The following is an 18,143-nucleotide window of genomic DNA, read 5'->3' as shown; positions in this document are numbered from 1 at the left end:
TCCCCGAAATGCTGCGCCGCAGCGTGATTTCGTAAGGCCTTTGTAAGATTATGTAAGTCTAATGCCGCTTCAACGCTGGCGGGGGAGTAGGTTTTTCTCCAGCTTGCGCGGCTTTACAAAGCTCTCGGGGCAAACCCGGGATCCAATCGGTTGTTTCAACATAAATTGCGAAGTACCGCAGAGGAGAAGAATATGTCGAATGAGTCCGTGCAGCTAATTTATCCGTCTGACGAAATGGTCAAGAACGCGGCGGTTTCGGGGATGGACGCCTATCGGGCGCTGTGCGCGGAAGCGGATGCCGACTACCCGGAATTCTGGGCCAAGCGCGCCCGTGAGTTCATCACCTGGAAGCAGCCCTTTACCCAGTCGCTTGATGAATCCAACGCTCCGTTTTTCAAGTGGTTTGCCGACGGCAAGCTGAACGTCTCCTACAACTGTCTCGACCGCAACGTCGAAGCCGGTCTGGGCGAAAAAGTCGCCATCATCTTCGAAGCCGACAACGGCGAAGTCACCAAGGTGACTTACAAGGAGATGTTGTCCAAGGTTTCCAAGTTCGCCAATGCCCTGCGCGGCATGGGTGTCAAGAAGGGTGACCGCGTCGTCATCTACATGCCGATGACCATCGAAGGCATCTGCGCCATGCAGGCCTGTGCCCGTCTCGGCGCCATTCACTCCATCGTTTTCGGCGGCTTCTCGGCCCAGTCCCTGCGCGATCGTATCAACGACGCCGGTGCCGTTGCCCTGATCACCTCCGACGGCCAGTTCCGCGGTGGCAAGGCCATCCCCCTCAAGCCGATCGCTGACGAAGCCTTCGCCATGGGTGGCTGCGAGTCGGTCAAGAACGTCATCGTCTTCAAGCGTACTGGCGGCGACGTCAATATGGTTGCCGGTCGTGACACCTGGCTGCACGATGCCGTTGCCAACCAGTCCGACGTCTGCGAACCGGAATGGGTCGAAGCCGAACACCCGCTCTTCCTGCTCTACACCTCGGGTTCCACCGGCAAGCCGAAGGGTGTCCAGCACTCCACCGGTGGCTACCTGCTGCACGCCATCATGACCATGAAGTGGACCTTCGACATCAAGCCGTCGGACGTCTTCTGGTGTACGGCCGACATCGGCTGGGTTACTGGCCACACCTACATCACCTACGGCCCGCTGGCCTGCGGCGCTACCGAAATCGTTTTCGAAGGCGTCCCGACCTATCCGGATGCCGGTCGTTTCTGGAAGATGATCCAGGATCACAAGGCCACCATTTTCTACACCGCACCGACCGCCATCCGTTCGCTGATCAAGTCGTCCGACACCAACCCGGCTGTCCATCCGAAGAGCTACGACCTGTCTTCGCTGCGCATCCTCGGTTCGGTCGGCGAGCCGATCAACCCGGCTGCCTGGACGTGGTACTACGAGAACGTTGGCGGCGGCCGTTGCCCGATCGTCGATACCTTCTGGCAAACCGAAACCGGTGGTCACATGATCACCCCGCTGCCGGGCGCTACCCCGCTGGTTCCGGGTTCCTGCACCCTGCCGTTCCCGGGCATCCAGTTCGCCGTGGTCGATGAGACCGGTGCCGATCTGCCGTGGGGCCAGGGTGGTATCCTGGTTTGCAAGAAGCCGTGGCCGTCGATGATCCGTACCATCTGGAACGACGACGAGCGCTTCGTCAAGTCCTACTATCCGGCCGACTTCCAGGGTAAGTATTACCTGGCTGGCGACGGTGCGATCCGCGACAAAGACACCGGCTACTTCACCATTACCGGCCGTATCGACGACGTGCTGAACGTTTCCGGTCACCGCATGGGCACCATGGAAATCGAATCGGCCCTGGTTGCCAATCCGCTCGTTGCCGAAGCTGCCGTTGTTGGCCGTCCGGACGACCTGACTGGTGAAGCCATCGTTGCCTTCGTCGTGCTCAAGGGCCAGCGCCCGACCGGTGACGACGCCAAACGCATCATCAAGGAACTGTCTGACTGGGTTGGCAAGGAAATCGGTCCGATCGCCAAGCCGAAGGACATCCGTTTCGGTGACAACCTGCCGAAGACCCGTTCGGGCAAGATCATGCGTCGTCTGCTGCGTGGTCTGGCCAAGGGCGAGGAACTTACGCAAGACACCTCGACGCTGGAGAACCCGGCTATTCTGGAACAGCTCAAGGGTTAATCCTTAGTTCCAGCATGAGCCAGGAGGCGGCGAACTTGCCACGCTGCCTCCAACTACTAAAAGGCAAGGAGGAGACAATGGTCGCCCATAAGGTGGCCTCCCGTGTAGTCGCATCAGACTATATGCCAACAACGGCTGGCACGCTTGGCGTGCCAGCCGTTTCCTTTTTCGGGACGGGATTGTGAAAAGAGCGAATCCGACCCGCCAGCGACTGGCTGCACTCGGCCTGCTTGGCGTGCCACTGTTGACCTATCCACTGCTCAGTCTGCCGAGCGGGCAGTGGGGTGGTATTCCCGCGACCTATCTGTACCTGTTCGGTGTCTGGGCCGGGCTGATCGGTCTGGCGGCCTGGGTCGCCGAGCGTCGGAGTAAATAGATGCTTTCCGGCTGGTTCATTGCCTTATTGGCCACCGCCTATCTTGGCCTGCTGTTTGCCGTTGCCCGTTTTGGCGATGCACGGGCGGACGCCGGTAAATCGATTATTTCAGCCAACGTCTATGCCCTGTCACTGGCTGTCTATTGCACATCGTGGACGTTCTATGGGAGCGTCGGGCGGGCGACTTCCGGCGGCCTGTCCTTCCTGACCATCTATATCGGACCGACCCTGATGCTCCTCTGCGTCGGTGTCATCATCAAGATGATCCGCATCAGCAAGGCGCAGCGCATTACGTCGATTGCCGACTTCATTGCCTCGCGCTACGGCAAGAGCCAGCTGCTGGCCGGTATGGTGACGGTCATTGCGGTGATTGGCGTGGTGCCCTACATCGCCCTGCAGTTGAAGGCGATGGCGGCCAGTGTCGATGTGTTGCTCGAACAAACCGGAAGTAGCGTCGAATTCTGGGGTCTGGATTCGACTTTTTTGATTGCTGTCGTGCTGGCCCTGTTTTCCATCCTGTTCGGTACGCGCCATCTTGATGCCACCGAGCGACATGAAGGCATGGTCGCGGCCGTGGCGTTCGAATCGGTGGTCAAGATTGTCGCCTTCATGGCGGTGGGACTTTTCGTGACCTACGGCATGTTCGGCGGACTCGGCGATCTTTTTCAAAGGGCTGCGGCCAGCGCCGATTTCAGCCGGTTGCTGCAGCTCGATACCAGCCGGGCAGGGACGTGGACGGCATTGGTCATACTTTCCGGTCTGGCAGTGATTTTTCTGCCCCGTCAGTTCCAGATCATCGTTGTCGAAAACGTGGACGAATCGCATCTCAAGCGCGCCGTCTGGCTCTTCCCCCTTTATCTGTTGCTCATCAATATTTTCGTGCTGCCGCTGGCCTTGGGCGGCTTGCTGCATTTTGGTGCCCAAGGCGCAGACCCCGACACCTTTGTGCTGACCCTGCCGCTCGCCCGCGGGGCCGAGGCGCTGGCCCTGCTCGCCTTCATCGGCGGCCTGTCGGCGGCGACCGGCATGGTCATTGTCGAAACCATCGCCTTGTCCACCATGGTCTGCAATGACCTGGTAATGCCCTGGTTGCTGCGCTCAAGCTGGCTCCAGGCAGAAAAGCGGCAGGACCTTTCCGGGTTGCTCATCAGTATTCGGCGCGCTGCCATCGCCTTCATCCTGCTTCTTGGCTATATCTATTTCCGCGCCGCCGGCGAGGCCTATGCGCTGGTCGGCATCGGACTGATCTCCTTTACTGCCGTCGCCCAGTTTGCCCCGGCCATGTTCGGTGGCATGTACTGGAAACAAGGTACTCGGGCCGGCGCCGTGGCTGGCCTGCTGGCCGGTTTCGTGGTGTGGTTGTATACGCTGCTGCTACCGTCCTTCGCCAAGTCCGGCTGGATGCCGAGCGGCTTTATCGAGACGGGCTTGTTCGGCATCGGCTGGCTCAAGGCACAGGCGCTGTTTGGTTTGGCCGGGATGGACGAGATTTCACATTGCCTGTGGTGGAGCATGCTCGCCAATATCGGTGCCTATGTCGGGGTTTCGCTGCATTCCCGTCCGGATGCCGTCGAGGCCAGTCAGGCCGAACGCTTTGTCGACGTATTCCGTTTCGATGCCCGCAATGCCGAGGCCCGATTGTGGCGGGGCAAGGCCTCTCCGGATGCGCTGGTCGGACTGCTTGAGCGTTTTCTCGGAGCAACGCGCGCCCGCCAGCAACTGGCCGCTTATGCAGGGGCGCGCAAGGTGGCCGATTGGCGAAAGCTGCCGGCCGATGCCGACTTTGTTGAGTTTGCCGAAGCCGAGTTGGCCGGGGCGATTGGTTCGGCCAGCGCTCGCGTCATGGTGGCCTCGGTGGCGCAGGAGGAGGATCTTGGTCTCGAGGAGGTGCTCGATATTCTCGACGAGGCGACCCAGGTACGGGCGCATAGCCGCGAACTTGAAGCCAAGCAGCGAGAGCTGGAAGCAGCCACGGCCGAATTGCGTGAAGCCAACGAGCGTCTGCGTGAAGTAGATCGCATGAAGGATGATTTCATCTCGACGGTGACGCACGAATTGCGAACACCGCTCACCTCGATCCGTGCCTTATCCGAAATGTTGTACGACGACCCGCGTCTTGAGCTGGCCGAGCGTAGCCGCTTTCTCGGCATCATCGTCAATGAGGCGGAGCGCCTGACGCGTCTGATCAACCAGATTCTTGACATGGCCAAGATGGAATCGGGACGTGCCGAGTGGACGACCAGCGCGGTCGATCTCGGTGAAGTGGTGCGCGAATCGATGGCTTCCCTTGAGCATCTGTTCCGCGACAAGGATGTAGCGCTGGCCGGCGATATTCCGGGCCCTGGTCCGGTGGTTCAGGCCGATCGTGATCGTCTGATGCAGGTCATGATCAATCTTTTGTCGAATGCCGTGAAGTTCGTCCCGGGTGGCGCGGGGCGGGTCGACGTCCGCCTTGTGCGCGATGGCGAGCGTGTGCGCGTTGAGGTCAGTGACAACGGACCGGGCTTGACGGCCGAAGAGTGCGATGTCATTTTCGAAAAATTCCGTCAGGGTGGCAACACGATGACTGACAAGCCGCAGGGGACAGGGCTCGGATTGCCCATCAGCCGGCAGATTGTCGAATATTTTGGTGGTAATCTCTGGGTTGAAAGTCAGCCCGGAGCTGGAGCGAATTTCATTTTCACGGTGCCTTTGCCGGCACCTGAGGAATAACAAACGGAGACAAACCGCATGACAAAAAAAATCCTGATCGTCGACGACGAACCGAACATCATTATTTCGCTCGAGTTTCTGATGAAAAAAGAGGGCTTCAGCGTCGCCGTGGCCGGTGATGGTGAAGAGGCGCTGGCCAAGGTCGAGAGCTTTTCGCCGGATCTGATCCTGCTTGACGTGATGATGCCGAAAAAGTCAGGTTTCGAGGTTTGTGAAGCCCTGCGCGCCGATCCCTCGAAAGCCGGGGTGCTCATCGTCATGCTGACCGCCAAGGGACGCGACACCGAAGTGGCCAAGGGCCTCGCCCTCGGGGCCGATGCTTACGTAACCAAGCCGTTTTCGACCAAGGATCTGGTAGCGCGCGTCAAAACCATGCTCGGCGTTGGCTGAGTCGCAGTTTCGGCCACGCGGTCGTCAAGCATCGACGGCCAGATAGAAATCCCCATTTGTTGGAATGCTCGCCATGAAGGCTAAACATCGTTTTATCGCCGCGGTGATTGTGCTCGGTCTGTTGATGACCGGGCCGTTTGTCGTTACCTCGCTGCTTGTCTGGCTCGACATGAAAGAGGCCGAGCGGAACATGCTGCTCGACCTGCTGGTTTCGCGGCTGCCGGTGGGGACGATGATGACCCTGTTCGGTTTTGCTGTCGGCGTCATTGTCCTGCACAAGCTGTTCAAGCAGTACGTCGAGGGCCTCTTGCGGATGGCAGAAACGCTGCGCCTGATGCTCGGTGCCAACCGAAATTTCCGGGTGACTATCGAAGGCCCGCCGGAGGTCCAGCAACTGGCCCAGGCGGCCAACGATCTGGCGCAGCAGCGCGATGCCCTGATGGACGATGTCGATGCCCAGATCGCCACTGCCAAGGCTTCCGTTGAAGAAGAAAAGAACCGGCTGGCGGCGCTCATGTCGGAACTGGCCCAGGCTGTCGTGGTGTGCAATCTCGACGGTCGCATTCTCCTCTACAACAACCGCGCCCGCCTCCAGTTCAAGGCCCTGTCGCAGGGACCGACCTCGGTCGCCGGCGGGGCGCTGATCGGCCTTGGCCGCTCGATCTTCTCGATTCTCGAAAAGAGCCAGGTCGAACATGCCGAGGAGGTCATTCGCCAGCGCCTGAGTGCCGGCAAGACTGCGATTTCCAATTTCATCACGACGACGCGTGGCGGCCAGATGCTGCGTGCCCAGATGGTGCCGGTGCTTGCCGCCGGCGGCGAGGAGGGCGAAGCGGCAATGTCTGGCTACGTGCTCACCGTCGAGAACATTACCCGCAGCATCGAGCAGGAAGCGCGGCGTGATCAGGTACTGCATTCGCTGACCGAAGGTAGTCGCTCGACCATCGGCAATATTCGCGCCGCCGTCGCCAACCTGATTGATTACCCGGACATGGAGCCGGAGTTGCGCGAACGTTTCGTCAAGGTGGTTGACGACGAAGCGGCCAAGATGAGCCATAGCCTCGACCAGACCATGGGCGAGTTTTCGGACTCGATGAAGACGCGCTGGCCGCTCGAGGACATTCTCGGCATCGACATCATTGCTGCCGCCCAGCGCCGTATCGATGACAAGCTCAAGCTGCCGACGAAGACCGAGGAACTCGACGATGCGCTGTGGATCAAGGCCGACAGTTACTCGCTGGTCTTTGCTCTGGTTTGCCTTGCTTCGAAATTGCAGGATCACTACGAACCACGTGAGCTCCGCTTCCGCCTGACCTCGACCGGTCGTCTGGCCTATCTCGATCTGATCTGGGCCGGCCCGGCGATGTCCTCGGAAACCTTCTATACGTGGGAAATGGAAACCATGCAGATCGGCAGTGAAACCTCGCCGCTTACCCTGCGCGATGTCATCGACCGGCATGGCGGAGAAATCTGGTATCAGCGCGAAAAGGCGGCACACCGGGCCTTCTTCCGCTTCGTTTTGCCGGTTGCCATGCCGGCGGTCGAGCAGGATCAGGACGAGCGCACGCGAGGCAAGGGGCGGCCGGAATACTACGACTTCGATCTGTTCAAGTTCGAGGACAAGAACATCGACCTCGACCGCAAGCTCTCCGATCTCACCTATACCGTGTTCGACACCGAGACAACCGGACTGGAGCCATCGAATGGCGACGAAATCATCCAGATCGGGGCGGTCCGCATCGTCAATAATCGCTTGCTGCGTCAGGAAACCTTCGATCAGATTGTGGACCCGGAATGCCCGCTCAAGCCAGAGTCGATTCCCATTCACGGCATTACCGAGGACATGGTGCGCGGTCAGCCCAATATCGATGTCGTGCTGCCGGCCTTCCACGGCTTTTGCGAAGACACCGTGCTGATCGCTCACAATGCCGCCTTCGACATGCGCTTCCTGCAACTCAAGGAAGAGCGCACCGGCATCCGCTTCACCCAGCCTGTCCTCGATACGCTGCTCCTCTCGGCGGTCATTCATCCGAACCAGGAATCGCACAAGCTGGACATTATTCTGGAGCGCCTGGGTATTTCCATTGGCACGCGCCACAACGCGCTCCAGGATGCGCTGGCCACTGGCGAAGTCTTTCTCAAGCAGGTCAAACTGCTTGAAGACATGGGCATCGTCACCGTTCGGCAAGCCCTTGAAGCGGCCGAGAAAACCTATTTCGCCCGGGTGAAATACTGAGGTCGTCGTGAATACCGACTTTACGCTGCGCAGTCGGCAGCAACTCGAACTGGCGGCGGCATTGCCGTCGCTGACCAACCTTGATGGCGCGCCGGCGCTGTCGGCCCGCCTGCGCGACTACCTGATCGCTGCCGTCGGTGGCGGTCTGGACGGCGGCGTGGCAACGCGCCTGATTTCGGTTTTCAATGATCGCCTGACGGCCAGAGTGATCGAGCTGACTGCGGCTCGCCACCGCCTGCCGCCGGTTGCCTGGTGCTGGCTGGCGCTTGGCTCGGAGGGGCGGCACGAACAGACCTTCGTCACCGATCAGGACAACGGGCTGATCTTCAATGCAGCGAGCGGACAGGAGGGGGTGGCCTTGCGGCAGATTTTCCTGCCTTTCGCGCAGGAGGTTAATCAGCATCTGGCAGCATGTGGGTTTGCTTTATGCAGCGGCCAGATCATGGCCGGCAACCCGGCCTGGTGCCTGTCGCTTGAAGAGTGGCGGGAGCGCTTCATGGACTGGGTGCGACGTCCGGAACCGCAGGCCCTGCTCAACGCCAGCATCTTTTTCGATCTGCGTCCCCTGTTCGGCGAGGTGGCTCTGGGCGAACGACTGCGCACACTCCTGTTGTCCATGACCAAAGCTACGCCGTCCTTCCAGCACCTGATGGCGGCCAATGCGCTGCAGGTCGATGTGCCGCTCAACTTTCGTGGTGAGATTGCGGTCGGCCAGGGAGAAGCGATTGATTTGAAGAAATACGGCAGCCGGATTTTTGTCGACGCGGCACGCATCTTTGCCTTATCGAGCGGGAGCCCGGGTGTCAATACGGCTGAGCGGCTAAACCAGGCGGGGTCGGCGGCCGGATTGCCGGACAGCGAAATTGCAGCGGTGGACGCGGCATTTTCGCAGATTCTGCGCTTGCGGCTGGGGCAGCAGATTGACGCCATGACGAGAGGGGAAAGCGGTGGCTATGGCCTGAAGCCCGCCGCCTTGCATGACATGGATCGGGCCATCTTGCGCGAGGCGCTGAAGCAGGCAAGACGCCTGCAACAACGTCTCAAGTTAAACTATGCACTTTGAAGAAAAATGAGGTTGTCGTGAGTACGCAACAGCAAACAGGGCAGGAAAAAGAACAGGCCGTCGGCCAGGTGGAAATGTCGCTGCGCCAGGATGGACGCACCCGGATGGCCGGAAATACGCAGGCATTCCTGCGCAACCATGCGCCGTTCAACAAGATGCAGCCGGATGCGCTGCAGCGCTTCGCGGAAAAGGCGAAGATCGTCTTTTATGCTGCCGGCAGCCTGATTATCGGTCCGGATTCCGGCAAGGTCCGCTATTTCTATCTGATCGAATCGGGCAAGGTACAGGCCCGTCAGGCGGGTGAAGTCACCGTCACCGAATATTCGATCCTCAGCCTGAGTCCCGGGGAAAGCTTTCCGATCGGCGCCGTGACGGCTGGCCGGCCGTCGACCAATATGTATACGGCCGTCGAGGATACCTTCTGCTACCAGTTGCCGGCCGATGACTTCCTTGCACTGCTGGCATCCAGCCCCGAATTCAACCTGTTCTGTACCCGCTACATCGCCAGCCTGCTCGACCAGTCGCGTCGCCAGTTGCAGTTGCAGTTCTCCCAGCGCGCCAGTGAACAACAGACCCTAAACTCCCCGCTGGCTGGCATTGGCTCGCGTTCGCCGATCACGGTATCGCCCGAAACGCCCTTGCGTACTGCGCTGGAAACCATGTCCAAGGCCGGTATCGGCTCACTGGTGGTGGCCGGTGAAGACCGCAAGGCGGTCGGCGTGTTTACCCGGACCGACCTGCTCGACCGTGTCGTCCTGGCCGATCTCCCGCTGACCTCACCGGTTAGCCAGGCCATGTCGGCCAATCCCTTCATGATTGAAGAGCACGCGACGGCCTACGATGCGATGTTTGCCATGGCGACGCACGGCATTCGCCATGTCTTGGTGACCGATGCCGAAGGCAAGCTGACCGGCGTTGTTTCGGAGCGTGACCTGTTCTCGTTGCAGCGTGTCGGTCTGCGTCAGATTCGCCAGTCGATCGATGGGGCGCACAATGTCGAGGCGCTGCAACAGGCAGCCGCCGATGTTCGCCAGTTGTCGTTCAACATGCTGGCTCAGGGTGTTGGTTCCGAGCAGCTGACCCAGTTCATTTCTGCCCTGAATGATGCGCTGACCCGTCGCGTCATTCAGCTCAACCTTGAAAAGCACAATTTCGACGGTATCGAATGGGCCTGGCTGGCCTTTGGTTCGGAAGGACGTGATGAGCAGACCTTCAGTACCGACCAGGATAACGGTATCGTTTTCGCGCCGCCCGAGGGGACTTCAGCCGAGGCGCTGAAACAGCGCTTCCTGGCCTACGCGCTGGACGTCAATAACGATCTCGACCGTGTTGGCTTCCCGCTGTGCAAGGGCAACATCATGGCGAGCAACCCGCAGTGGTGCCTGACGCTGGCGGAATGGAAGGAGCAGTTCTCCAACTGGATTCGCATGCCGCAGCCGGATGCCTTGCTCAACGCGACCATCTTCTTCGACTTCCGTCCGCTCTACGGCAAGGCCGAACTGGCGGATGCCATGCGCCGCCATTTGCTGGCGCAGACGGCATCGAACCCGATGTTCCTGCGCGCCATGGCCAAGAATGCCCTGGATGTCGAACCGCCGCTCGGCAAGATTCGCGACTTCCTGACCGATCTTGAACCCGGCCATCCGGGCAAGATCGACCTCAAGAAATATGGCTCGCGCATCTTTGTCGACGTGGCCCGCATCTACGCCATGGCCAGTGGTGTGCACAACACCAATTCGATCCAGCGCCTGCGTCTCGCTTCGCAGCGTCTGTCGATCCGCAGCGAAGAAATCAACGCGGTGCTTGAAGGCCTCAATTTCATTCAGTTGCTGCGCTTGCAGCACCAATATCTGGAAGGTGAACCGGGCACCCAGGGCGACAACCTGATCGATCCCGACACGCTCAATGAACTGGATCGCCGGATCCTGAAGGAGTCCTTCCGTCAGGCACGCAAGATCCAGACGCGCCTCAAACTCGACTACCAGGTGCAATGACCATGCTCGGACTCAAGAAATTCCTGTTCCGGGGCAGTGCGTCGGCCAATCTGCCGGATGATGTGCGGGCCTCGCTCGATGTCTGGCGGGCCAGCCCGGCACCATCGCTGGACGACATGCACTTTCATACCCGCTACGTCGTCGTCGATATCGTCAGCAGCGGACCCAACCCCGACAGCGACCGTCTGCTCGGGCTGGCCGCCAGCTCGATCTGGAAAGGGGCGATCCAGCCGGACGATACCTTTTATGTCGATTTTTCGACACTGGACGGGGAGGGGGCTGCGGTCGACCGGCAACTGACAGCATTTTTGTTGTTTGCCGCCAAGTCACCGCTCGTCACCTACCATATTCCCTATGTCGGCGGTTTTCTCCAGCGCGCCTTCAAGGAACGGCTCGGCGTCGATTTCCAGCCGCAGTGGGTTGATCTGGCCTGGTTGCTGCCGTCGATGTTCGAGGACAAGGGGGATTCTGTCATGCCGCTCGATCACTGGATCGAGGTCTTTGGCCTTGATGCGGGTAGCGGACGGCGCGATGCGATGGCCAATACCTTGTTGCTGGCCCGCATCTTCCAGATGATGACGGTGCGCGCCGTCGGCAAGCAGGTCGATACGGCGGCTCACCTGATCGACGAGTCGCGGGCGAGCAGTTTCCTGCGGCGAAATCACTAGCCCGGCAAGGATGTTCGCGTCATTGTCCAGGCTGCAGCGCTACTACCTGTATTACACAGGTACCTTCCTGGCATTCATCGGGGCGCTTGCCGTGCTCGAACAACACGGCATGCCGCCCCGCTGGATCGGTTACGCCTTCCTGTTCTTCACCATCTCGATGTACGCGCTGATCGGCATCGTCTGCCGGACTTCCGACGTTTCCGAGTACTACGTGGCGGGTCGGCGTGTACCGGCCTTCTTCAATGGCATGGCGACCGGTGCCGATTGGATGAGCGCCGCCTCGTTCATTGGCCTGGCGGGCACTCTCTATCTGTCGGGTTTTCAGGGGCTGGCCTACGTCATCGGCTGGACTGGCGGCTTCGTGCTGGTGGCGCTCTTGCTGGCCCCGTATTTGCGGCGTTTCGGCCAATACACCATCCCTGACTTTCTCGGGGCCCGTTACGGCGGCAATGCCATTCGGCTGGTCGCGGTCGGGGCGGTAATTCTGGCATCCTTCGTTTACGTAGTAGCGCAGATTTATGGCGTCGGTGTCATCACCAGCCGCTTTGTCAGCTTGCAGTTCGAGATCGGTGTTTTCGTCGGCCTCGCCGGCATCCTCGTCTGTTCCTTCCTGGGGGGGATGCGGGCGGTGACGTGGACGCAGGTGGCCCAGTACCTGATCCTGATTGTTGCCTACATCACGCCGGTTGCCATCCTTTCCTACAACCAGACTGGTAATCCGGTGCCGCAACTGGTCTATGGCCGGGTCCTGCAACAGGTATCTCTGCTTGAAGATGACCTGTTCCAGCGACCGGCTGAGCTCGAAGTCCGCCAACTTTTTCACGAGCGCGCTGACCTCTATGCCCAGAAGATCATGCAGCTGCCGCAGTCGCTCAATTTCGAACGCGAAAACCTGGCGAAGCAGATCAATCAGCTCAAAGCCAGCGATGCCCAGATGAAAGACATCGTTGCGCTGGAAAGGCAGTATCGTGATTTGCCTCGTGACCCCGAGCAGGCCAGGGCGCGCTGGGAAGAGGCCATGTTTCTGGCTGTTGAGCGGAGCAAGCCGCCAATTCATCATGCTGAAGCCTTTCCCGGCGAGACCGTCGAGGAACAGGACATCATGCGCATCAATTTTCTTGCGTTGATCTTCTGCCTGACCATCGGAACGGCCGCCTTGCCGCATGTGCTGACGCGCTACTACACGACACCGACCGTCCGCCAGGCTCGCGAGTCGGTGTTCTGGTCGCTGTTGTTCATCCTCTTGCTTTACATCACTGCGCCGGCTTACGCGGTCTTTGCCAAATTTGAAGTACTCACCCATCTGGCCGAAATACCCATTGCCAAATTGCCGGGCTGGGTCGCCGCCTGGGCGAAGCTCGGGCTGGTCAGTATCGAGGACATCAACGCCGACGGTATTCTCCAACTGGCTGAACTGTCGCTGAATCCGGACGTCATCGTGCTGGCGACACCGGAAATTGCCGGCATGCCCTATGTGGTATCCGGTCTGGTTGCCGCTGGCGGTCTGGCCGCGGCGCTATCGACAGCGGATGGCCTGCTTCTGACCATCACGACATCGTTGTCCCATGATGTTTACTACCGCATCTTCCGCCCGGAAGCCTCAACCCACTTCCGGCTGGTGATCTCGAAGTCCATGCTGCTGGTGGTTGCCATTCTCGCCGCCACGGTGGCCGCGCAAAAGCCCGGCACCATTCTCTCCATGGTTTCCTGGGCATTCTCCATTGCCGGTTCGGCCTTTTTCCCCGCTCTGGTCCTCGGTATCTTCTGGGAAAAGGCTACCCGCGCCGGCGCCCTGGCCGGCATGGTGGTCGGTGTCCTGTTGTCCATTTATTACATCATTCGGGTCGAGTTCGACAGCATCCCCTTGCTCGGGATCAGTGGGTTCAACATGGAGCCATGGTTCCATATCCAGTCCACCTCAAGCGGACTTTTTGGTGTCGTCGCTGGTTTCTGCACCATCATTGTGGTCAGCCTGATGACCAAGCCTGATCCCCGAGCTGCCAGCTTCCTCAAGACCATCCGCTATCGCAACGGAACGGAATCGTAATGCCCGCCGCCGACATTCATTGGCAGAAGAGTCGCCGCCTGACCTTCATCCTGCTGCTTTTCTGGGGCCTCGTCACCTTCGGACTGACCTGGTTTTCGCGCAGCATCAACGAAGTTATCATTCTCGGCTTTCCCCTCGGCTTCTACATGGCCGCCCAGGGGGCTTTGGTCATCTACCTGTTGATTATCTGGTGGTACAACCGCCAGATGAAAAAGCTCGACATAGAATACGGTGTCGAGGACGACTGATCTGCAGTGAGCCTTTTCCTGATCGGCGCCCTGCGGGCCATTGTCGAAATGCTTGGTTGGTGCCTGCTGGGGCAGGGAGTTCTGTATGTGATTGCCGGACGCAAGCGGGCTGACAATCGGATTTATCAGTTGTTTGCCTTGATTACCTCCCCACCGCGCCGGTTGCTGGCGATGCTGATGCCCGGTACAGCCAGCCCCGTCCTGATCGGCTGCATCACCTTCGTCGTTGTCCTGATGCTCTGGCTCGGACTCGCTTTTGTCCGAAAGTTTCTTTGACCAATCGGTCTATTCTGCTACAATGCGCGGCTTCCGGAGGGGTGGATGAGTGGTTTAAGTCGCACGCCTGGAAAGCGTGTGTAGGGTAATCCCCTACCGCGGGTTCGAATCCCGCCTCCTCCGCCAGAACACACCAATTAAAGCGCCTTTCGGGGCGCTTTTTTGTTGTACCCCCAATCTACATCCCTAATATGAGTAGTGATTGGATGGCATCACCTGAGACGCTAAGGCCTGTGTGAGGGTTCAGTTTGGCTGCCGGTCATGGGTTTCAGGAGGACCTTGTCCTCGCACATGTCAACAATGACAACTTTTGCCTCACCCATTACATAGGCACCATCCTTGGGGATAGCCGGAGGGACAGTGTTGGCGACCACATGGATGGACGATGTGCTATTGCCGGTCTTCGGCTCGAGCAATTAAATAAGAAAATATTAGGTGTCAAGACTTGACTTATCCCCACTTGTTACCATTGGTTACAGAGAGGGAAAGCAGTTCACTTGGGGTGAATTGCCAAATGTAAGAACCCCGTGAATCCGCACCAATTCAGGGCTTTGACGATAGCCTCTTATTGCATCAACGTAACCAAAACCCTTGTCAGACTGAGATTTAACATCAATTTACAGGTGTTGTTCACAGAGTTATCCACAGGTTTTGGGGACAACTAAAAATCCCCTTTTGGCTCATGGATTTAGTATGGGTAGTTAAGCTATCGGAGGAGAAAACGGAGGCAATGGCAACCCAATACCGGCCTACCGTGTCTCCACGGTCTTCCCCGTAGTGCCGCTAACCCCATCAACTCACACCGACCGATCAATGCCTGAACCGATTGCCAGCGGTTCGTTTCAGGACTGGTCCTGACTTCACAGGATTACCGGGTATGCGCTGATCAATCCGATTGATGATCCGGCTGTTCTGGCGATGGCTTTCTGCTGATATGGCGGGCCCATGAAAAAAGCGCCCTTGGGCGCTTTTTTCATGGGGCCGAAGCCGGTTGATCAGCCGCGGATGGAGTCCGGCAACTTGTCCTGAACCAGCTTGAGCAGCGGGGCAAAGACCTTGGGGGTACCGGCAATGAGGTTGCCGGTTTCAAGGTAGCTGGCATCGCCACGCAGGTCACTGACCAGGCCGCCCGCTTCGGAGATGAGCAGCGCGCCCGCCGCCATGTCCCACGGGGACAGGCCAAATTCCCAGAAGCCGTCGTAGCGGCCACAGGCGACGTAGGCGAGGTCGAGCGAGGCGGCGCCAGGGCGGCGCTGGCCGGCGGTCTTCTGGGCCAGTTCCTTGAAGATGGCGAGGTAGGTATCGATATGATCGAACATGCGGTAGGGGAAGCCGGTGCCAATCAGCGAATCCTGCAACTTGGTGCGCTTGGAGACGCGGATGCGGCGCTCGTTGAGAAAGGCTCCAGCACCCTTGCTGGCGGTAAACAGCTCATTGCGATTGGGGTCGAAAACGACGGCCTGTTCGATAATGCCACCCTTGGCCAGGGCGATCGAGACGGCATACTGCGGCATACCGTGGATGAAGTTGGTGGTGCCATCGAGCGGATCGATGATCCACTGGTACTCGGTCTCATCGCCACCCTTGCCGGCAGTCTGGCCGGACTCCTCTGCTAGAATGCCGTAGTTGGGATAGGCTTCCATCAGGACTTCGATAATCGCGGCTTCGGCAGCCTTGTCGACTTCGGTGACGAAGTCGTTGGGTTGCTTGGCGGTGACTTTGAGCAGGTCGAGGTCGTTGGAGGCGCGATTGATGATCTGGCCGGCACGACGCGCTGCCTTGATGGCGATATTCAGGGTTGGATGCATGAGCTTAAAGAGCTGACGGGTGGCCGAGGCCGCCCAATCTATATTTGAAAGACCGAATTTTACACCATGAAGCCTGAAGTCCTGCTGTCCCGTATCAGAGTGGTCCTGTGTCGCACGAGTCATCCCGGGAATATCGGTGCAGCGGCCCGCGCCATGAAGACGATGGGCCTGACCAATCTTTACCTGGTGGAGCCAAAGCAGTTTCCGGATCCGGAGGCGGATGCCCGGGCGACGTCAGCCGTAGACGTCCTGCACAATGCCGTGGTTACCGGGTCGCTCAAGGAGGCGCTGGTTGGCACTTCGTTTGTTGTCGCTCTTTCGGCGCGTCAGCGCGATATCGGGCCGGTGCTCGGAGCGCCGCGCGAAACGGTGGCGCGCTTGATCGCTGAAGCAGGGCAGGGTGAAGTGGCTCTGGTCTTCGGCAACGAAACGGTTGGCCTGAGTAATGATGAAATTCTGCATTGCCATGCGGCGGTGACGATTCCGACCAATCCCGACTTCAGCTCCCTCAACCTGGGTTCAGCCGTTCAGGTGCTCAGCTACGAGTGCCGCATGGCGGCCTATGCTGAACGGCCGCCGATGGTCGAACAAGGGGTGACGCCTTTTGCTTCGCCGGTTGCCACCCATGATGAGGTGGAGGGGTTGTATGGTCACCTTGAAGCGGTCATGACCGATACCGGATTCTTCAATCCGGAGCAGCCGGGGCGTTTGCTGCCCAAGCTGCGGCGCCTGTTTGGGCGGGTTCGTCTGGAGAAGGACGAAATCAATATCCTGCGCGGTATTCTGGCGTCTACACAGGTCAAGACCGGCCACGGCCGCAAGGGCTGAAGGCCGCCCGGTCAGGCAAAGCTGCTATGCATCTCGCTTGCCATGGCCTCGATTTCCGGGTGCAGGTGGCCGTATTTTTCTTCGAGAAGTGCTATTTCCGTCGGAATTTCGGCCTGGTCCTGCATCAGCCATTCGAAATGTCCGCCGCTGAGCATGTTGGCCACGTAAATGGTATCTGACAGGTTGCGGATGGTCGTCGGCGTCGGACGCATGCGATCATGGTCAATCGTCGCATCGACGATTTCTTCCGGGATGCCGAGGGCGTTGAGCAGCGAAACGCCGATACTTTCATGCCACTGGATGATCAGGTATTTGACCGTGTCCGGCCGGTGCCGGAGTTCTTCGTACTGGGTGGCGCGATACAGCATGTAGAAAGCCCCCAGATCGTGGATCAGGCCAGCCAGCATGGCTTCCTCACGATTCTGCCGGGAGGTGTGGCTGGCGATGACATTGGCCGCGGCAGCGGTCTTGATCGAGTGGTCCCACAGCGAATGGGTCAGCTCGGAAAATTCGGCCATGCCCTTGGCCCGCAGCAGCTGGGTCATGACGATGGCCAGGGAAGCGGTTCGTACCGCGTTGACGCCCAGTCGGGTAATCGCTGACTTGATATCAACCAGTACCTGTCCACCGGGATTGTAAGCAACCGAATTGGCAAGATGCAGCAGCTTGGCGGAAATCAGTGGCTCGACCGAGACGGCGTGGGCAATATTGGCAATGCTCTGCTCGGGGTCGTTGAGAATCTTGCGCAGACGCAGGACGGCGTCGAAATAGGTGGGAAATACGACTTCGCCGGACAGCTCCTTGGCAATGTCGGCGAGCATCTGAAAGCGTTGCGACTTGAGGGCGTCGCCTTTCTTGTCCTGGTCGTTTTCTGTGCTGGCAGTCATCATGCCGTATTATTCAACAAAAACCCCGCCTTGTGGGCGGGGTTCGTGGTCTGGTGTTCGGTAGAACAGATGGGGGTGATTTCCCGTCATTCGCCTGAATTAGTTGCAGGCGTCTTTCAGGCCCTTGCCGGCGCGGAACTTCGGCGACTTGGCGGCCTTGATTTCAAGGGTCTTGCCGGTGCGCGGATTGCGCCCGGTACGGGCAGCGCGCTCACCGACGTAGAAAGTGCCGAAGCCGATCAGATTGACCGTGTCGCCAGCCTTGAGGGCAGCCTTGATGGTTTCAACGGCGGCATCCAGCGCACGGCCGGCAGCTGCCTTGGAAATATCGGCTTGGGTGGCGATGGAGTCGATCAGTTCAGTCTTGTTCATTATGGTCCCCTAGTGGATGGATTTGGAGTGGTGAAAACTTTGCGAGGACGGATTTATATATCCGGCGAAATCCTTGTGTCAAGC

General features: G+C 59.1%; 15 protein-coding genes and 1 tRNA gene. 13 read left to right on the top strand and 3 right to left on the bottom strand.

Going from position 1 to position 18,143, the window contains the following annotated elements; translation table 11 throughout:
• The first annotated feature begins 192 nt into the window (after positions 1-192).
• The 12 genes from acs to HYN24_RS09215 all read left to right on the top strand — a co-directional run bounded on the left by acs (position 193) and on the right by HYN24_RS09215 (position 14,290).
• The gene (gene acs, locus HYN24_RS09270) at positions 193-2,154 is read left to right on the top strand and encodes an acetate--CoA ligase (RefSeq protein ID WP_117608985.1); all 1,962 of its coding nucleotides are present in this window, start codon (positions 193-195) and stop codon (positions 2,152-2,154) included.
• A gap of 181 nt (positions 2,155-2,335) precedes the next feature.
• Positions 2,336-2,530: a hypothetical protein gene (locus HYN24_RS09265; protein WP_117608984.1), complete on the top strand. Its 195-nt coding sequence runs from the start codon at positions 2,336-2,338 to the stop codon at positions 2,528-2,530.
• On the top strand, positions 2,531-5,242 hold the full coding sequence (locus HYN24_RS09260) for a sensor histidine kinase (protein WP_117608983.1): 2,712 nt from the start codon (positions 2,531-2,533) through the stop codon (positions 5,240-5,242).
• A gap of 18 nt (positions 5,243-5,260) precedes the next feature.
• Positions 5,261-5,632 (top strand): response regulator transcription factor, encoded by a 372-nt coding sequence (locus tag HYN24_RS09255; RefSeq protein ID WP_117608982.1) that lies wholly within the window; start codon positions 5,261-5,263, stop codon positions 5,630-5,632.
• 73 nt (positions 5,633-5,705) lie between these two features.
• Positions 5,706-7,868, top strand: a complete 2,163-nt coding sequence (locus tag HYN24_RS09250) for an exonuclease domain-containing protein (RefSeq protein WP_117610284.1) — start codon at positions 5,706-5,708, stop codon at positions 7,866-7,868.
• A gap of 7 nt (positions 7,869-7,875) precedes the next feature.
• The gene (locus HYN24_RS09245; protein WP_117608981.1) at positions 7,876-8,931 is read left to right on the top strand and encodes a DUF294 nucleotidyltransferase-like domain-containing protein; all 1,056 of its coding nucleotides are present in this window, start codon (positions 7,876-7,878) and stop codon (positions 8,929-8,931) included.
• A 74-nt stretch (positions 8,932-9,005) separates the two neighbouring features.
• A complete protein-coding gene (locus HYN24_RS09240) occupies positions 9,006-10,925 on the top strand; it encodes a DUF294 nucleotidyltransferase-like domain-containing protein (protein ID WP_371413254.1) in 1,920 nt (639 codons plus the stop codon).
• The gene (locus tag HYN24_RS09235) at positions 10,922-11,593 is read left to right on the top strand and encodes a hypothetical protein (protein ID WP_162888684.1); all 672 of its coding nucleotides are present in this window, start codon (positions 10,922-10,924) and stop codon (positions 11,591-11,593) included. The genes HYN24_RS09240 and HYN24_RS09235 overlap by 4 nt, the downstream gene beginning before the upstream one ends.
• Positions 11,594-11,603: 10 nt before the next feature.
• A complete protein-coding gene (locus HYN24_RS09230; protein WP_117608979.1) occupies positions 11,604-13,640 on the top strand; it encodes a sodium:solute symporter family protein in 2,037 nt (678 codons plus the stop codon).
• Positions 13,640-13,888 carry a DUF4212 domain-containing protein gene (locus tag HYN24_RS09225; RefSeq protein WP_117608978.1) on the top strand — a complete coding sequence of 83 codons (249 nt, stop codon included), beginning with the start codon at positions 13,640-13,642 and terminating at the stop codon, positions 13,886-13,888. The genes HYN24_RS09230 and HYN24_RS09225 overlap by 1 nt, the downstream gene beginning before the upstream one ends.
• Before the next feature lie 6 nt (positions 13,889-13,894).
• The gene (locus tag HYN24_RS09220; protein ID WP_117608977.1) at positions 13,895-14,164 is read left to right on the top strand and encodes a hypothetical protein; all 270 of its coding nucleotides are present in this window, start codon (positions 13,895-13,897) and stop codon (positions 14,162-14,164) included.
• 35 nt (positions 14,165-14,199) lie between these two features.
• A tRNA-Ser gene (locus HYN24_RS09215) sits at positions 14,200-14,290 on the top strand.
• A gap of 869 nt (positions 14,291-15,159) precedes the next feature.
• Here HYN24_RS09215 and HYN24_RS09205 read toward each other — a convergent pair.
• Complete coding sequence (locus HYN24_RS09205) at positions 15,160-15,972, bottom strand: inositol monophosphatase family protein (protein ID WP_117608975.1); 813 nt, start codon at positions 15,970-15,972, stop codon at positions 15,160-15,162.
• Between the two features lie 66 nt (positions 15,973-16,038).
• Between HYN24_RS09205 and HYN24_RS09200 the strand changes: the two genes are divergently transcribed.
• The gene (locus HYN24_RS09200) at positions 16,039-16,800 is read left to right on the top strand and encodes an RNA methyltransferase (protein WP_117608974.1); all 762 of its coding nucleotides are present in this window, start codon (positions 16,039-16,041) and stop codon (positions 16,798-16,800) included.
• Positions 16,801-16,811: 11 nt separating this feature from the next.
• On the opposite strand, the gene HYN24_RS09195 is transcribed toward HYN24_RS09200, so the two are convergent.
• Together HYN24_RS09195 and HYN24_RS09190 are read right to left on the bottom strand one after the other, a co-directional pair.
• A complete protein-coding gene (locus tag HYN24_RS09195) occupies positions 16,812-17,690 on the bottom strand; it encodes an HDOD domain-containing protein (RefSeq protein ID WP_117608973.1) in 879 nt (292 codons plus the stop codon).
• A gap of 96 nt (positions 17,691-17,786) precedes the next feature.
• Entirely contained in the window at positions 17,787-18,059 is a 273-nt protein-coding gene (locus HYN24_RS09190) for an HU family DNA-binding protein (RefSeq protein WP_117608972.1), read from the bottom strand.
• Between the last annotated feature and the right edge of the window lie 84 nt (positions 18,060-18,143).

Origin of the sequence: Dechloromonas sp. HYN0024 (assembly GCF_003441615.1) — a bacterium.
Taxonomy (GTDB): domain Bacteria; phylum Pseudomonadota; class Gammaproteobacteria; order Burkholderiales; family Rhodocyclaceae; genus Azonexus.
The sequence above is the reverse complement of the archived record's forward strand: the minus strand, read 5'-3'. Positions and strand labels throughout refer to the sequence as shown.